12 protein-coding genes are annotated in these 15,656 nt (G+C 43.8%); 3 read left to right on the forward strand and 9 right to left on the reverse strand.

Annotated features, from left to right (window positions below; all coding sequences use genetic code 11):
- Nucleotides 1–145 precede the first annotated feature (145 nt).
- The 5 genes from IQO02_RS12120 to IQO02_RS12140 all read right to left on the reverse strand — a co-directional run bounded on the left by IQO02_RS12120 (nucleotide 146) and on the right by IQO02_RS12140 (nucleotide 6,019).
- Nucleotides 146–910 (reverse strand): transporter substrate-binding domain-containing protein, encoded by a 765-nt coding sequence (locus IQO02_RS12120; protein WP_010438317.1) that lies wholly within the window; start codon nucleotides 908–910, stop codon nucleotides 146–148.
- Nucleotides 911–1,204: 294 nt separating this feature from the next.
- A complete protein-coding gene (locus IQO02_RS12125) occupies nucleotides 1,205–2,971 on the reverse strand; it encodes a sodium:solute symporter family transporter (RefSeq protein WP_010438320.1) in 1,767 nt (588 codons plus the stop codon).
- A 1,045-nt stretch (nucleotides 2,972–4,016) separates the two neighbouring features.
- The gene (locus tag IQO02_RS12130) at nucleotides 4,017–4,643 is read right to left on the reverse strand and encodes a bifunctional 4-hydroxy-2-oxoglutarate aldolase/2-dehydro-3-deoxy-phosphogluconate aldolase (RefSeq protein WP_010438323.1); all 627 of its coding nucleotides are present in this window, start codon (nucleotides 4,641–4,643) and stop codon (nucleotides 4,017–4,019) included.
- A gap of 73 nt (nucleotides 4,644–4,716) precedes the next feature.
- Nucleotides 4,717–5,649, reverse strand: coding sequence for a sugar kinase (locus IQO02_RS12135; RefSeq protein WP_010438326.1), 933 nt, complete (start codon nucleotides 5,647–5,649; stop codon nucleotides 4,717–4,719).
- 34 nt (nucleotides 5,650–5,683) lie between these two features.
- Complete coding sequence (locus IQO02_RS12140; protein ID WP_010438329.1) at nucleotides 5,684–6,019, reverse strand: cupin domain-containing protein; 336 nt, start codon at nucleotides 6,017–6,019, stop codon at nucleotides 5,684–5,686.
- Nucleotides 6,020–6,352: 333 nt separating this feature from the next.
- On the opposite strand from IQO02_RS12140, the gene IQO02_RS12145 reads away from it, so the two are divergent.
- The 3 genes from IQO02_RS12145 (at nucleotide 6,353) to IQO02_RS12155 (ending at nucleotide 11,821) form a co-directional block, all read left to right on the forward strand.
- Complete coding sequence (locus IQO02_RS12145; RefSeq protein ID WP_016768615.1) at nucleotides 6,353–8,527, forward strand: heparinase II/III domain-containing protein; 2,175 nt, start codon at nucleotides 6,353–6,355, stop codon at nucleotides 8,525–8,527.
- Between the two features lie 2 nt (nucleotides 8,528–8,529).
- Nucleotides 8,530–10,683, forward strand: coding sequence for a heparinase II/III domain-containing protein (locus IQO02_RS12150; RefSeq protein ID WP_016791657.1), 2,154 nt, complete (start codon nucleotides 8,530–8,532; stop codon nucleotides 10,681–10,683).
- Between the two features lie 301 nt (nucleotides 10,684–10,984).
- On the forward strand, nucleotides 10,985–11,821 hold the full coding sequence (locus IQO02_RS12155; protein ID WP_016787924.1) for a fumarylacetoacetate hydrolase family protein: 837 nt from the start codon (nucleotides 10,985–10,987) through the stop codon (nucleotides 11,819–11,821).
- An 83-nt stretch (nucleotides 11,822–11,904) separates the two neighbouring features.
- Here IQO02_RS12155 and phnE (IQO02_RS12160) read toward each other — a convergent pair whose 3' ends face one another.
- From phnE (IQO02_RS12160) to phnD, 4 genes are all read right to left on the reverse strand, one after another.
- The gene (phnE, locus tag IQO02_RS12160) at nucleotides 11,905–12,735 is read right to left on the reverse strand and encodes a phosphonate ABC transporter, permease protein PhnE (RefSeq protein ID WP_010438340.1); all 831 of its coding nucleotides are present in this window, start codon (nucleotides 12,733–12,735) and stop codon (nucleotides 11,905–11,907) included.
- An 11-nt stretch (nucleotides 12,736–12,746) separates the two neighbouring features.
- The gene (phnE, locus tag IQO02_RS12165; protein WP_010438342.1) at nucleotides 12,747–13,547 is read right to left on the reverse strand and encodes a phosphonate ABC transporter, permease protein PhnE; all 801 of its coding nucleotides are present in this window, start codon (nucleotides 13,545–13,547) and stop codon (nucleotides 12,747–12,749) included.
- A complete protein-coding gene (gene phnC / locus IQO02_RS12170; RefSeq protein WP_010438343.1) occupies nucleotides 13,544–14,362 on the reverse strand; it encodes a phosphonate ABC transporter ATP-binding protein in 819 nt (272 codons plus the stop codon). Before phnC ends, phnE (IQO02_RS12165) begins: the two co-directional genes overlap by 4 nt.
- A 139-nt stretch (nucleotides 14,363–14,501) precedes the next feature.
- A complete protein-coding gene (gene phnD / locus IQO02_RS12175; protein WP_010438345.1) occupies nucleotides 14,502–15,458 on the reverse strand; it encodes a phosphate/phosphite/phosphonate ABC transporter substrate-binding protein in 957 nt (318 codons plus the stop codon).
- Nucleotides 15,459–15,656 lie beyond the last annotated feature (198 nt).

Raw genomic sequence — 15,656 nt, forward strand, 5'->3', positions numbered from 1 at the left:
TGAGAGATCTCTAGATGGTAAATAGCTAGTTATAGATACTAATAGGTAAACGATAACTATTAGAGGCGAACCATAAAACCAAACGAAATAGGCCAGCAATGCTAATGTTGGCCTATTTTTTTGCTCTGTATAAACTACAACAAGATTATTTTAGCGAGTTGTGGATCAGGAACTCTTCTTCAACGCCTTTCAATTTCATTTCATCCATAATGAAGTTCACCGTGTTCAACAAACGTTGTTCACCTTTTGGTATCAGGTAACCGAATTGGCTGTTGGTAAACGGTGTCTCACAACGAGCAGCTTCAAGGCGCTCATCAGTCACTTGATAGAACAGTCCTTCAGGAGTTTCTGTGACCATCACATCAACTTTACCTTCCGCAACGGCTTGCGGAACGTCTAGGTTGTTCTCATAACGTGTAAAGCTCGCGTCTTGCAAGTTAGCATCCGCAAAAATCTCGTTAGTCCCGCCGATATTGACGCCAACACGCACTGAAGAAAGGTTCACTTTTTCTATACTGTTGTATTGTTCTGCTTTGCCTTTCGCGACTAAGAAGCACTTACCAAAGGTCATGTAGCCTTGAGTTTGTTCTGCGTTTAACTGACGCTGCATTTTGCGCGTAATACCGCCCATCGCAATGTCGTATTTATCGCTGTCGAGGTCGGTTAGCAGATCTTTCCATGTGGTACGAACAATCTGTAATTCGACGCCTAGCTGCTCTGCAACATGCTTAGCCACGTCAATGTCATAACCAGAGTAGGTTTTGCCGTCGAAGTAAGAAAAAGGTTTGTAGTCGCCTGTGGTGCCGACGCGAAGTGTGCCTGATTTTTGAATGTCTTCTAACTGGTCAGCTTGCGCTGCGCCGGAAAGTGCCAGAGCAATGGAAGCAAGTAATAGTGATGTTTTTGTCATTGTAATTATCTGTTGTGTTTGTGTTGTTATTCAAAGTAACAGAAACAATCCGAGAAAGAGATCAAACCATTGGAAAGTATCAAAAAAGTGAGACTACAAAAAATAGAGTTAAGAGAACTCTATTTGTACGAGGGAGTTAACGGGTGTAATAGAAAGGTTTAAAAGGGAGATAATACACATTAAAGTGCTATTCAGAGTTAAAAGTATCAGCAAGTTTGAGTGGTAAACAAATAGCCCATGTTATCGAATAACATGGGCTTCATTATGGGTTTAACTTGTTAGTTGCCTATTTAGCTACTTAGCAACTGATTCGTTGTTCATCTTAGCCGGAGCTTTAGATGCGTTAACCAGGAGGATACCAACGGTTAGTACCATTGAACCACATAGCAGGAACAACAAGCGTCCTGTTGGTTCGTTTGGAATCAGAGCCATTGCTAGGATACCGAAACCTGCTGTGCTGATAAGCTTACCAAGCATTGAACGCTGTTTAGTATCTAGGTTTTGTTGCTCTTCACCTTCCGCGACTAGCGGCGTGTTCCAGTTAGTGAATAATTGGTCAACTTCTTTCTCACGCTCTGGCGATAGGCCTTTGTAGAAGCGAGAAGTCATGATGAAGTAACCACCAGTGAACACGACGTGAGCTGCTAAGCTTAGACCAACTTTCAAGTCGCTCCATTCACGGCCAGTAAGCGCTGTTTCTAGACCAAATAGGTTTTCGATGTCTTCTGCTTGAAGCGAGATACCGAAGATGTAAGAAACGAAGCCACCAACCACTAGGGTAGACCAACCAGCCCAGTCAGGCGTCTTACGAATCCACATACCTAGTAGTACAGGGATAAGCATTGGGAAGCCAATTAATGCACCTACGTTCATTACGATATCGAACAAGCTCAAGTGACGTAGAGAGTTAATGAACAAGCCAATCGCGATGATGATAATACCCATCATGATAGTGGTTAGCTTACTTACGATAACCAGCTCTTTCTGAGTCGCGTTCTGACGAAGAATCGGGCTGTAGAAATTCATTACAAAGATACCTGCATTACGGTTCAGACCTGAATCCATAGAAGACATCGTTGCAGCGAACATTGCTGACATAAGAAGACCAACCATACCTGCTGGCATTACGTTCTGTACGAATGCTAGGTAAGCCGCATCACCTGCTTTATCACCCATTGAAGCGTACTCTAATGCGAAATCAGGCATGAACGCACTTACGTACCAAGGTGGTAGGAACCAGATTAGTGGACCGACAACCATAAGGATACATGCTAGGCCTGCCGCTTTACGTGCGTTTTCACTGTCTTTTGCACATAGGTAACGGTAAGCGTTGATGCTGTTGTTCATTACACCGAACTGCTTCACGAAAATGAACACGACCCAAAGGATGAAGATGCTCATGTAGTTTAGGTTGTTACCCAACATGAAGTCGCCGTCGAAATTAGCAACGATGTTAGTTAGGCCGCCACCGTGGAAGTAAGCTGCAACCGCACAAGTAATCGTAACCGCCATGATAACCAGCATTTGCATGAAGTCAGAAGCAACAACCGCCCAAGAGCCGCCCGTTACTGCCATCAATACTAGAACCATACCCGTTACCACAATGGTTGCTTCCATTGGGATGTTGAATACTGCTGCTACAAAGATAGCTAGACCGTTTAGCCAAATACCTGCAGAGATAAGGCTGTCAGGCATGCCTGCCCATGTGAAGAACTGTTCAGACGTTTTACCAAAGCGCTGACGGATAGCTTCAATCGCCGTTACCACACGAAGTTGGCGGAACTTTGGAGCGAAGTACATATAGTTCATGAAGTAGCCAAATGCATTGGCTAAGAATAGGATTACAATAACGAAACCGTCATTGAATGCGCGTCCTGCGGCACCTGTAAACGTCCATGCTGAAAATTGTGTCATGAAGGCAGTTGCACCAACCATCCACCACAACATTTTGCCGCCACCTCTGAAGTAATCACTAGTAGAGGTGGTGAACTTACGGAACATCCAACCAATAGCGATCAAAAAGAAGAAGTAGGCGAGAACAACAAAAGTATCAATAGTCATCTTTTCAGCCTTTTAAATATCATAATTAACTGCGCTTAGATTAACGCTTTCAAAGGTTTATTTGTACTACAATATGCCTTTAGTATGATCTAGGTCGCATTGATTTTTTAGCTTTCACACTGTTTTTAGTTAAGTTGTTGTTTTTGTTTAACTTAAATGTCTGTTTAATTTATTTCAGATCGTAAATAAAATACGTTCTAATTGTTTATATGTATTACAATATAAAAGGTTCATCTATAGATTGGGCGATCTATAAGATTTTAATTATAACCGTAACAAATGTGCTACAAATAGGTGTGATTGTGCGATGGAATTCACGTTAAATCTAAACGCTAATTTGATAAGAAGGATTTGAAAAAATTAAGTGTAGCTTATTGGTTTTTATGCTGCTATTCATTGTTAGCTTTGGTTTCTTTGTATGTAGAGCTGCTTATTATCGAGAGAAGTTATTGCCCTCGACATTTAATTTAGCTTTTTGTTTATTCTTATATGAAGCACAACGGCGGGTTGAAGAGGTCTAAGGCGGTCAGCGTAGATGTTGAGCAAGTAGTTCTAAGTGCAAAATATGAATTGACGGTAGTTAGTGGGCACTTACCGTGATTTAAGTCATAGACGATTGTTCGAGAAGCATTAATTTTAAGCTCTGAGTGGTAATTTAAGCGCCAACAGAGAATACAAGAACTGAATGTGAGTTGAATTACGTACAATCGGCGTGTGACACGTTGAGCGGGCTTCGACGGTGATATCGTTTATGGGGAGAAAGAAGCTTTATCTAAAGTCAGGTAGTTTGTGTTTACCCAGTTGTTTGTGTACCTAACAACTAACCATGTATCAGGTGCCGTATTTGGTGTTGAGTTACTGAGCCAACTAGCCACTTAGTCAGTTTGATTCGAGACCGTAGTTTACTTCAGGGTAGGGACCGATATTGAGAATACTGGTTTACAAAGCATTTACTGCCAAAGAGCAGTTCGCATTATATATCAGTTAGTTATAAGCAAAAAAAAGCCCCACCGAAGTGAGGCCTTATCACCAAATCTAAAATAGATTAAGCGTTAACGTGAGCAACTGCATCGCGAACAAGCTTGCCTAGTTCGTCCCACTTACCTTCGTCGATAAGGTTAGTTGGAACCATCCAAGTACCACCGCACGCAAGTACAGAAGGGATAGATAGATATTCATCTACATTCTTCAAGCTTACACCGCCAGTAGGCATAAATTTAACAGGGTAAACCGCTGTTAGTGCTTTAAGCATACCAGTACCGCCAGACGGCTCAGCAGGGAAGAACTTCAATGTGCGAAGGCCCATTTCCATTGCTTGTTCAACTAGGCTTGGGTTGTTAACACCCGGTACAATAGCTACGCCTTTATCGATACAGTATTGAACAGTACGTGGGTTAAAACCTGGGCTTACGATGAAATCAACACCGGCTTCGATAGACGCATCAACTTGCTCGTTAGTCAGCACTGTGCCTGAACCGATTAGCATGTCAGGGAACTCTTTACGCATGATGCGAATCGCTTCGATTGCACATTCTGTACGTAGTGTGATTTCTGCACATGGCATGCCGTTTTCAACAAGAGCTTTACCTAGAGGGATAGCGTCTTCAGCACGGTTGATAGCGATTACAGGAATTACTTTTAGGTTTGCTAGTTGTTCATTTAATGTAGTCATGAATTCTTTCTCACGTTAATTATGGGCTTGCTTTTAACTAAGCAAGCCCTTGATTAATATATAAAGTGCGTAATTATAAAGACAGATCAGGCGTCGCATCTACAGGAATGATAGCACCTGGATGCTGAATCACGGTTCCTGCCACAATATGACCGGCAAATGCGGCATCACGAGCATTACCACCGCTCAAACGCTTAGCTAAGAAGCCAGCACTGAACGAGTCGCCAGCGGCCGTAGTGTCTACGATGTTGTCAACTGGGTTTGGAGCTACGTATTGAGCACTTTGGCTTTCAACGACTAAGCAGTCTTTTGCGCCACGTTTGATAACGATCTCTTTCACACCAGACTCAGACGTACGAGCAATACATTGTTCAATGCTTTCGTCGCCGTACAACTCTTGCTCATCATCAAACGTCAGTAGGGCCGTGTCAGTGTACTTGAGCATTTTCAAGTACCAAGAAATCGCTTCTTGTTGGCTTTCCCAAAGTTTAGGACGGTAGTTATTGTCGAAGAATACTTGGCCGCCTTGAGCTTTAAATTTGTCTAAGAAGTTAAACAGCTGTGTACGGCCATTTTCTGTCAAGATAGCAAGTGTAATACCGCTTAGGTAAACCGCATCAAAAGAGAATAGCTTATCAAGTAGAGCAGGCGTGTCTTGCTGATCAAACATGAACTTCGCTGCAGCATCACTACGCCAGTAGTGGAAGCTACGCTCACCAGTTTCATCGGTCTCGATGTAATAAAGCCCTGGTTGTTTGTGATCGAGCTGAGCCACTAAGCTTGTGTCGATACCTTCAGCTTGCCACTTTTCTAGCATGTCAGTACTGAATGGGTCGGTGCCTAGTGCGGTTACATAGCTTGTTTGGATACCATGCTCTTTTGTTAAGCGTGACAGGTAAAGTGCCGTATTTAGTGTATCGCCACCAAAACTTTGCTTAAGCCCATCTTGTTTCTTTTGTAGCTCAACCATGCACTCGCCAATGACCGCGATGTTTAATGATTTCATATGCTTACCTTAGCAACTGAGGTTGCGCTATTCATTATTTTAGGAAGTCTTCACGCGCAGGGTTGAAGATATCTAGAAGGATGCTGTCTTGCTCTAGTGCAACCGCACCGTGCATCATGTGTTTACGAGCGAAGTAAGCGTCGCCTTCTTTAAGTACTCTCTTCTCGCCTTCAATCTCAGCTTCAAAGCTGCCGCGAACAACATAACCGATCTGGTCATGAATTTCGTGTGTGTGAGGATGGCCAATCGCACCCTTATCAAAACAAAGGTGTACAGCCATTAGATCGTCGGTGTAAGCAACGATTTTACGCTTAATACCGCCACCAAGTTCTTCCCACGGATTTTCATCTAGCATAAAGAAAGAGTTCATTGTGTATCTCCTAATCTGTTTAAATCTTTTAAGTGTTACTTAGCTTGCATTCATAATAAGGGAATGAGCCTAATTGTAATACAATATATCTAAAATTGTGTGATATTGATCAAGTGATACTTTATATTGCGTAAATAAATCAATAACTTAACAAATGCTCTAAATTTATCATTAGTTAACTACATCAATGACTTATGATGATTTATGTGATTCTACTCATCATTTAGCATCGAATAGGTATGATTAAAGCTCATATTGTATTACTTTATATGGAGTTTGAAAATTTAATCAAAGTTTAAACAGATAAACTCTTTATTGAGGGTGACAAAGAATATGACTACCAAACCAGTATTGTTGACTGAAGCAGAAATTGAGCAACTTCACCTTGAAGTAGGCCGTTCTAGCTTAATGGGCAAAACCATTGCAGCGAATGCGAAAGACTTAGAAGCGTTCATGCGTTTACCTATTGATGTTCCAGGTCACGGTGAAGCAGGGGGTTACGAGCATAACCGCCATAAGCAAAATTACACGTACATGAACTTAGCTGGTCGCATGTTCTTGATCACTAAAGAGCAAAAATACGCAGACTTCGTTACAGAATTATTGGAAGTGTACGCAGACAAATATCTAACGTTTGATTACCACGTACAGAAAAACACTAACCCGACAGGTCGTTTGTTCCACCAAATCCTGAATGAACACTGCTGGTTAATGTTTTCAAGCTTAGCTTACTCTTGTGTTGCTTCAACATTGACACAGGAACAACGTGACAACATTGAGTCTCGCATTTTTGAACCAATGCTAGAAATGTTCACAGTGAAGTACGCACACGACTTCGACCGCATTCACAATCACGGCATTTGGGCTGTAGCGGCTGTGGGTATCTGTGGTCTTGCTTTAGGCAAGCGTGAGTACCTTGAAATGTCGGTTTACGGCATCGACCGTAACGATACGGGCGGCTTCTTAGCGCAAATTTCTCAACTGTTTGCACCTTCTGGTTACTACATGGAAGGTCCTTACTACCACCGTTACGCAATTCGCCCAACGTGTGTGTTCGCTGAAGTTATTCATCGTCACATGCCCGAAGTTGATATCTACAACTACAAAGGCGGCGTGATTGGTAACACAGTACAAGCAATGCTTTCTACTGCTTACCCGAACGGTGAATTCCCAGCATTAAACGACGCGTCTCGCACAATGGGCATTACTGATATGGGTGTTCAGGTTGCCGTAAGTGTTTACAGCAAGCATTACTCTTCTGAAAGTGGCGTTGACCAAAACATTCTTGGTATGGCGAAGATTCAAGACGCAGTATGGATGCACCCATGTGGTCTTGAGCTATCTAAAGCCTACGAAGAGGCTTCAGCTAAACAAGAAATCGGCATGCCTTTCTGGCCAAGTGTTGAATTGAGCGAGGGTCCTGAAGGCCACAATGGTGCACAAGGCTTTATCCGTATGCAGGATAATAAAGGTGACGTTTCTCAACTTGTTATGAACTACGGTCAACACGGCATGGGTCACGGCAACTTCGATACGCTGGGTATTTCTTTCTTTAACCGCGGTCAAGAAGTGTTGCGTGAATACGGTTTCTGTCGTTGGGTTAACGTTGAGCCAAAATTTGGCGGTCGCTACCTAGATGAAAATAAATCTTACGCTCGTCAAACGATTGCACATAATGCAGTAACGATTGATGAGAAATGTCAGAACAACTTTGACGTTGAGCGTGCTGACGCAGTACACGGTTTGCCTCACTTCTTCAAAGTGGCAGATGAGCAAATTAACGGTATGAGCGCATTTGCTAACGACCATTACGAAGGTTTTGACATGCAACGCAGTGTGTTCATGCTAAACCTTGAAGAGCTTGAGTCTCCGCTATTGTTAGACTTGTACCGCTTAGGTTCGACAAAAGGCGGCGAAGGCGACCACCAGTTTGATTACTCTCATCAATATCAAGGTCAAATTATTCGCACTAACTTCGAATACCAAGCAAACAAAGAGCTAAACACACTAGGAAGTGACTTCGGTTACCAACACCTATGGAATGTAGCGAGTGGTGAAGTGAATGGTACTGCGTTAGTTAGCTGGTTACAGAACGACACGTACTATACTTGGTTGGGTACAAGTTCGAACGAGAACGGAGAAATCATCTTCACTCGCACTGGTGCTAACGATCCAAGCTTTAATTTACGTTCAGAGCCTGCATTCATTCTACGTAGCAAAGGCGAAACAACATTGTTTGCTTCTGTGCTAGAAACGCACGGTTACTTTAACGAAGAATTCGAGCAATCAGTAAACGCTCGTGGTGTTGTGAAAAACATCAATGTTGTTGCTCACACGAATGTAGGTTCAGTAGTAGAAATTACGACAGAGAAATCAAACGTGACAGTGATGATCAGTAACCAACTTGGCGCAACTGACAGCACTGAACACAAAGTAGAACTGAACGGCAAAGTATACAGCTGGACAGGCTTCTACTCAGTAGAAACGACTTTAGAGCAGGGGAAATAATAATGAGCTATCAACCACTTTTACTTAACTTTGAAGAAGCAGCAGAGCTTCGTAAAGAACTTGGCAAGGATAGCCTATTAGGTAACGCACTAACTCGTGACATTAAACAAACTGACGCTTACATGGCTGAAGTTGGCATCGAAGTTCCAGGTCACGGCGAAGGTGGCGGTTATGAACATAACCGTCATAAGCAAAACTACATCCATATGGATCTAGCGGGTCGTTTGTTCCTTATCACTGAGGAAACTAAGTACCGTGATTACATCGTTGATATGCTAACAGCGTACGCGACGGTATACCCAACATTGGAAAGCAACGTAAGCCGTGACTCTAACCCTCCGGGTAAGCTGTTCCACCAAACGTTGAACGAGAACATGTGGATGCTTTACGCTTCTTGTGCGTACAGCTGTATTTACCACACAATCTCTGAAGAGCAGAAGCGTCTGATCGAAGACGATCTTCTTAAGCAAATGATCGAAATGTTCGTTGTTACTTACGCACACGACTTCGATATCGTACACAACCACGGCCTATGGGCAGTGGCAGCGGTAGGTATCTGTGGTTACGCGATCAACGATCAAGAATCTGTAGATAAAGCACTTTATGGCCTAAAACTGGACAAAGTAAGCGGCGGTTTCTTAGCGCAACTTGACCAACTGTTTTCGCCAGACGGCTACTACATGGAAGGTCCTTACTACCACCGTTTCTCTCTACGTCCAATCTACCTGTTCGCAGAAGCGATTGAACGTCGTCAGCCTGAAGTCGGTATCTATGAATTCAACGATTCAGTGATCAAGACAACATCTTACTCTGTATTCAAAACCGCATTCCCAGACGGTACATTGCCAGCTCTGAACGATTCATCGAAGACGATCTCTATCAACGATGAAGGCGTTATCATGGCAACGTCTGTGTGTTACCACCGTTACGAGCAGTCTGAAACTCTGCTTGGTATGGCTAACCACCAACAAAACGTTTGGGTTCATGCTTCAGGTAAAACATTGTCTGACGCTGTTGAAGCAGCTGATGAAATCAAACCATTCAACTGGGGTAGCCTGTTCGTTACCGACGGCCCTGAAGGTGAGAAAGGCGGCGTTAGCATTCTTCGTCACCGTGATGAGAAAGACGACGACACAATGGCGTTGATCTGGTTTGGTCAACACGGCAGCGATCACCAGTACCACTCTGCGCTAGACCACGGTCACTACGATGGACTGCACCTAAGTGTATTCAACCGTGGCCACGAAGTGCTGCACGATTACGGCTTCGGTCGCTGGGTAAACGTTGAGCCTAAGTTTGGTGGTCGTTACATTCCAGAGAACAAGTCTTACTGTAAGCAGACGGTTGCTCACAACACAGTAACGGTTGATCAGAAAACGCAGAATAACTTCAACACAGCATTGGCTGAGTCTAAGTTTGGTCAGAAGCACTTCTTCGTAGCAGACGACCAGTCTTTGCAAGGCATGAGCGGCACAATTTCTGAGTACTATACAGGCGTAGACATGCAACGCAGCGTGATTCTTGCTGAACTTCCTGAGTTCGAGAAGCCGTTAGTGATTGATGTTTACCGCATCGAAGCTGACGCTGAGCACCAGTACGATCTTCCCGTTCACCACTCTGGCCAGATCATCCGTACTGATTTCGATTACAACATGGAAAAAACGCTTAAGCCATTAGGTGAAGACAACGGTTACCAACACCTATGGAACGTGGCTTCAGGCAAAGTGAACGAAGAGGGTTCTCTAGTAAGCTGGCTACATGACAGCAGCTACTACAGCCTAGTAACCAGCGCTAATGCGGGCAGCGAAGTGATTTTTGCTCGCACTGGTGCTAACGATCCAGACTTCAATCTTAAGAGTGAACCTGCGTTTATCTTACGTCAGTCTGGTCAAAACCACGTGTTTGCTTCTGTACTAGAAACGCATGGTTACTTTAACGAATCTATCGAAGCCTCTGTAGGCGCTCGTGGTCTAGTTAAATCAGTGTCTGTTGTGGGCCATAACAGTGTCGGGACTGTTGTTTGCATTCAGACTACTTCTGGCAACACTTACCACTACGGTATCTCAAACCAAGCTGAAGACACGCAGCAAGCAACTCACACTGTTGAGTTCGCGGGTGAGACATACTCGTGGGAAGGATCATTTGCTCAACTGTAAATGATTAACATACATGCCGTTTAACCATGGCATGTATTGATGTGGTGCTTTGCGGGAACGAAGCATCACATTGAATTCAGTCGTGATTGTAAAATCGTTCGTTGATACCAACAACGACTGAATACATCGGGAATAAGTCAAACCGAGTAACTCACTGCGAGTTGCTCGGTTTTTTTATGCGTGTAGGAAAGGAAAAATGTGGGAAAAGAAAGAGAATGCGTTAAATAATAGAAAACAGTCACTATGGTGTCGATGTGTAAGCTACAGTAAGTGTTAGGAATAAAATAACTAAGGATAAATCATGAAGTTAATGGAAGGGTTGGCGTTAATACTTACAGCTTCTTGTTCTACTTATACGCTAGCAAATGACTCGCAAAATCACGCGAATACAGATCAATTCGTGCGTTACCATTATCAAGACAAAATCAGCTACGGAAAGTTGACGAAAGGTACTATTTTTCCAATCAATGGCGACATCTTTAGCGAGTACTCCGTTGAGAAAACCTCGATTCCACTTGAATCGGTTGATCTACTGCTTCCGACTGAACCAGAAAAAGTATTTGCCGTTGGCATGAATTACGTGAGTCACGCCGCTTCTCATCCTGATTTACCACCGCCATTATTTCTGAAGCTTCCATCTTCTTTGATTTTATCGGGTGAAACTATTCATGCCCCTTTTGATGCTCAGAACGTGCATTTTGAAGGTGAGCTCGTCGTAGTGATAGGAAAAGAGATCAGTAAAGCGAGTCAAGAAGAAGCTGAGGACGCGATTTTCGGTGTCACGGTGGGTAATGACATAACGGAGAGAAGTTGGCAGAACAGTGATTTACAATGGTTACGAGCTAAGGCATCGGATGGATTTGGACCGATTGGTCATACTATTGTGAAAGGGGTTGATTATAACGATGTCGAACTTACAACACGTGTTAACGGCGATATCGTCCAGCAAGAAAATACATCTTTCATGATTCACAGCCCGCGAAAAGTTGTCAGTTACTTAAGCCATTACTTTACTCTAAAACCAGGTGACCTTGTATTTATGGGCACACCGGGGAGAACGCATGCATTGGTCGATAAAGATCAAGTATCGGTCACGATCAAAGGGGTAGGGACTGTCACTAATGAAATACGTTTCTAATTTTGAAACCTGCTTATCGTTTGTCCATGAACAAAAAAGCCTACTCTGCAAGTAGGCTTTGATAGACATCTATGATGTATTGATTAAATAAAGGCTTTTCTTGCTTTGGCTGCTAACCATTCTGAGAAGACGACTGTCACTAAAATCGCAAAGAAAATCACCGTTACTTGAGGCCATGCTAGCATCGCCATCGACTCCTGCAGTTTCAATCCAATACCGCCAGCTCCTACTAAACCTAAGACTGTAGACTCGCGGATATTGATATCCCAGCGAAACAAGCTTGTGCCGATGAAACTTGGCATTACTTGCGGAAGAATGCCGTAGTTCAATACTTGCAGGGGAGATGCACCCGTCGATTGAATCGCTGACATCTGCGTGACGTTCACTTCTTCAATCGCTTCATACATCAATTTAGCCACGAAACCAATTGAGCGCAGAGCAATCGCGATAATACCGGCCAGTAATCCAGGACCTATGATTGCCACCAACAAGAGCGCCCAAATTAGCGAGTTGATCGAACGACTTGCCGCAATGATGAACAGTGCGATAGGCCTGATAAACGTAGTGCTTGGCGTTGTGTTGCGTGCGGCTAAGAATGCAACTGGAAATGCCAGTACGATCCCTAACAGTGTGCCAAGTGTTGCGATATTAATTGTGTCCCACAAAGGGCTCCAAAGAGACTCTAAGTAACTCCACCTTGGTGGCCACATACGTGAAGATATATCAGCAAGTTGGTTCGGTGAATCCGTTACAAAGTACCAAATCGTATCTTTGTTCATGATTTGCCATGCAAAAACAGTTAAAGCAACAAAGCAAAGCCAGCCTATCCAGAGCATCAGGCTCTGTTTATTGTCGTAACGCTTCCATTGGGTACGATTGATGACGCTTGTCGGTGTGTTATTTAGCGTGCTCATTGAGTCGTTCCTTACTGCACATACTTACGGATGATAGTTGATAGGTATTCACACAACATCACAATCACGATAATAATCAATAGAATAGCAGCGGCTGCGCTGTACTCATAGCGGTCCATTGCTGTGTTTAACGTAGCGCCAATACCACCTGCGCCAACAATGCCGATTACAGCAGATTCACGAAAATTGATGTCGAGTCGGTACATCGAAAGCCCAATGAAACGAGGCATCACTTGTGCTTGAATTGCGTAATTAACTTGTTGTAGCCAACTCGCCCCTGTTGCACGCATTGCCGTCAGTGGTGCTGGGTCAATGGCTTCAATCTCATCGGCGAACAGTTTTGCGAGAAAGCCGATAGTGGCAAATGTGAGAGTGACAAAACCAGCAAACGTACCGAAGCCAAACAGAGCCACACACAAAATCGCGACAATGATCTCTTGTAAGCTACGGGCGATAGAAATAAACGCGCGGCAGAACAGGTAAACCGGAGTCGGAGCAAGGTTTTTCGCTGCACCTAATCCAAATGGAATAGAAAGAATAACACCAGCCACGGTCGATGTGAGCGTCATGGTTAAGCTTTCAATTAAACCTTGCGAGATGTTATTCCACCGTCCACCGAAATCTGGGTTCATGAAAGCCAAAATGAACTGCCAGCCGCGCTCGCTACCTTCGTAAATTCGAGTCCAGTTTACGTGTACCGATTGAGTCGCAAGGTATAAATACACCGCGACGATGATGACTAAGCTCCAACGTAACCAAGGGTTGGAAATCAGTGGCGGCTTGGTCCATTGTTTTGGATATGACTGAATCATACTGTTGCCTCAGACAAATGAGGGTGAGTGATGCTCAGGTCATCTTCCTCTTCTTCTACCTGTTGGCTCCAATCCTCTTCACCGTAGATCTGTGTGAGTACGTCTTCGGTGAGCAGGTTTGGTTGGTTATCAAATACCACACAGCCTGCATTTAGGCCGACAACTCGGTCAACAAACTGTTTTGCTAACTGAACGTCGTGAATATTGATGATGGCTGGAAGTCGTTGCTCTGAACAAATCTCGCTGATCAATCGCATGATCTGACGAGCAGTACGTGGATCGAGTGCGGCTGTTGGTTCATCAATCAGTAATAGCTTTGGTTTTTGAGCAAGCGCACGCGCAATACCGACACGCTGACGCTGACCACCTGATAAGGCATCGGCTCTTTTATTGGCGTGCTCTAATAATCCAACTCGGTCGAGTAGGGCATAAGCGGCTTGGATATCCGATTCAGGGAAACGACGAGTAAAGCTTTGCCAGAAATTCACGTATCCCAAACGTCCTGAAAGTACGTTTTCCATCACCGTTAAGCGCTCAATCAATGCGTATTCTTGGAAAATCATCCCAATTTCACGTCGAGATTGTCTTAGCTGGCGCTTAGACAGCGTCTCTAAGTTGGTATTGGAAAAGATAACTTCGCCGCTGGTGGGCTCTGTTAGTCGGTTAATACAACGGATAAGTGTTGATTTCCCTGCTCCTGATGGGCCAATTAATCCAACAACTTCGCCAGCATTCACTGACAAGCTGACGTTAGTTAGGGCTTTGTCAGAACTGGAATAGTGCTTGGTAAGCCCTTTAAGGGTAAGAGTAGACATAAAATTCCTATAAGACGGTGTACTAAGAGTTCGCCAGAGGCAGGCGTGGAGAGCAAACCGGAAAGAGTGTTGAATAACTGCAGGCGTGTTTGCCTGCAGTTAGTATTTCTGTGTTATTGGCTTTTTAGTTCGCTTGAACTTAGCTACACGTGTAAGACACTTTGTTCGCTGTATCGATAGTTCGGATCACTTCCCAGTGCTCTTGATAAGTGATTGGAACAAATTTTGCCTCGCCGTTACGTTCGAATTCTTCTTGCAGTTTGGTGCCTTCCCAATCAAACGTGAAGAATGCTTGTTGAATCTTTTCTTGTAGTTCAGGTGTTAGGTTATGTGCAGTACCGTAAGCGGTAGTCGGGAAGGTTTGTGACTTGTAGATACTTTTGATTTGGTCTTCTTTTACTACTTCACGTGAAAGCATGCGGTTCAACACCGAGTTAGCAACGGCCGCCGCATCGTAATCCTTATGTGCTACACCTAAGATAGAGTTGTCGTGCGCGCCAGAGAACGCAGGTTTAAAATCACGATCCGGTTGAAGTTGGTATTCAGCATCTAAAATTGCAGATGGAGCTTTGAATCCAGAGTTAGAAGTTTGCGCTGTGAAAGCGAGATTTTTACCTTTCAGATCTTCTACTTTTTCAATGCCAGAACTAGGATGAGTGATGATTTCCATTTCGTAACCGAAAGAACCATCTTCAGCCGCCATCATGGTAAAAGGAGCGAAACCAGCACAGTTGACCGCTAGTGGGGTAGAGCCAGTGTTGAAGCCTGCAATATGTAGACGCCCAGAACGCATGGCTTCAATTTGAGCTGCGTTATTTTGTACAGGAAAGAAACGAACCGTTTTTTCGGTTGTTTTTTCTAGGTGGCTCAAAAACTCGCTCCACACATCAGCGTATACTGCTGGATCTTCAACTGGCGTGTAAGCAAAAATCAGCGTGTTTGGGTCGACCCATTGTGATTCATCTTGGGGAACGTCAGCAACTAAGTTACCAGAACGATCTTCGTATCGTGAATCCATTGCTAATGCAGAACCAGAAAAAATCAGCGCAGCAGTAATAGCGCTTTTAAGCGTGAGATTAGTTTTTGTCGGTTTCATTGTTTCAGTCCAGTTGAGTTATCTGTTGGGAAGGGAGTATAGGAATCGACGATGACAGAACCGCTGCTTTTTGATGACGGATTTATGAATGGTGTAACATGATGTTTCTCGTTAAATGAAATTAGATGCTTTTAACTATCTGATTTAGCGGGTAAATTAATGGGCTATTCTTTGTTTGATTTTACTCAATTGGCTGTA

This window comes from Vibrio sp. OPT24 (assembly GCF_015163545.1).
Taxonomy (GTDB): domain Bacteria; phylum Pseudomonadota; class Gammaproteobacteria; order Enterobacterales; family Vibrionaceae; genus Vibrio; species Vibrio cyclitrophicus.

Excerpts from the sequence above, each read along its gene's own strand:
- IQO02_RS12120 (WP_010438317.1), bottom strand. The coding sequence starts at position 910 with ATGACAAAAACATCACTATTACTTGCTTCCATTGCTCTGGCACTTTCC.
- IQO02_RS12125 (WP_010438320.1), bottom strand. The coding sequence starts at position 2,971 with ATGACTATTGATACTTTTGTTGTTCTCGCCTACTTCTTCTTTTTGATC.
- IQO02_RS12130 (WP_010438323.1), bottom strand. The coding sequence starts at position 4,643 with ATGACTACATTAAATGAACAACTAGCAAACCTAAAAGTAATTCCTGTA.
- IQO02_RS12135 (WP_010438326.1), bottom strand. The coding sequence starts at position 5,649 with ATGAAATCATTAAACATCGCGGTCATTGGCGAGTGCATGGTTGAGCTA.
- IQO02_RS12140 (WP_010438329.1), bottom strand. The coding sequence starts at position 6,019 with ATGAACTCTTTCTTTATGCTAGATGAAAATCCGTGGGAAGAACTTGGT.
- IQO02_RS12145 (WP_016768615.1), top strand. The coding sequence starts at position 6,353 with ATGACTACCAAACCAGTATTGTTGACTGAAGCAGAAATTGAGCAACTT.
- IQO02_RS12150 (WP_016791657.1), top strand. The coding sequence starts at position 8,530 with ATGAGCTATCAACCACTTTTACTTAACTTTGAAGAAGCAGCAGAGCTT.
- IQO02_RS12155 (WP_016787924.1), top strand. The coding sequence starts at position 10,985 with ATGAAGTTAATGGAAGGGTTGGCGTTAATACTTACAGCTTCTTGTTCT.
- phnE (WP_010438340.1), bottom strand. The coding sequence starts at position 12,735 with ATGAGCACGCTAAATAACACACCGACAAGCGTCATCAATCGTACCCAA.
- phnE (WP_010438342.1), bottom strand. The coding sequence starts at position 13,547 with ATGATTCAGTCATATCCAAAACAATGGACCAAGCCGCCACTGATTTCC.
- phnC (WP_010438343.1), bottom strand. The coding sequence starts at position 14,362 with ATGTCTACTCTTACCCTTAAAGGGCTTACCAAGCACTATTCCAGTTCT.
- phnD (WP_010438345.1), bottom strand. The coding sequence starts at position 15,458 with ATGAAACCGACAAAAACTAATCTCACGCTTAAAAGCGCTATTACTGCT.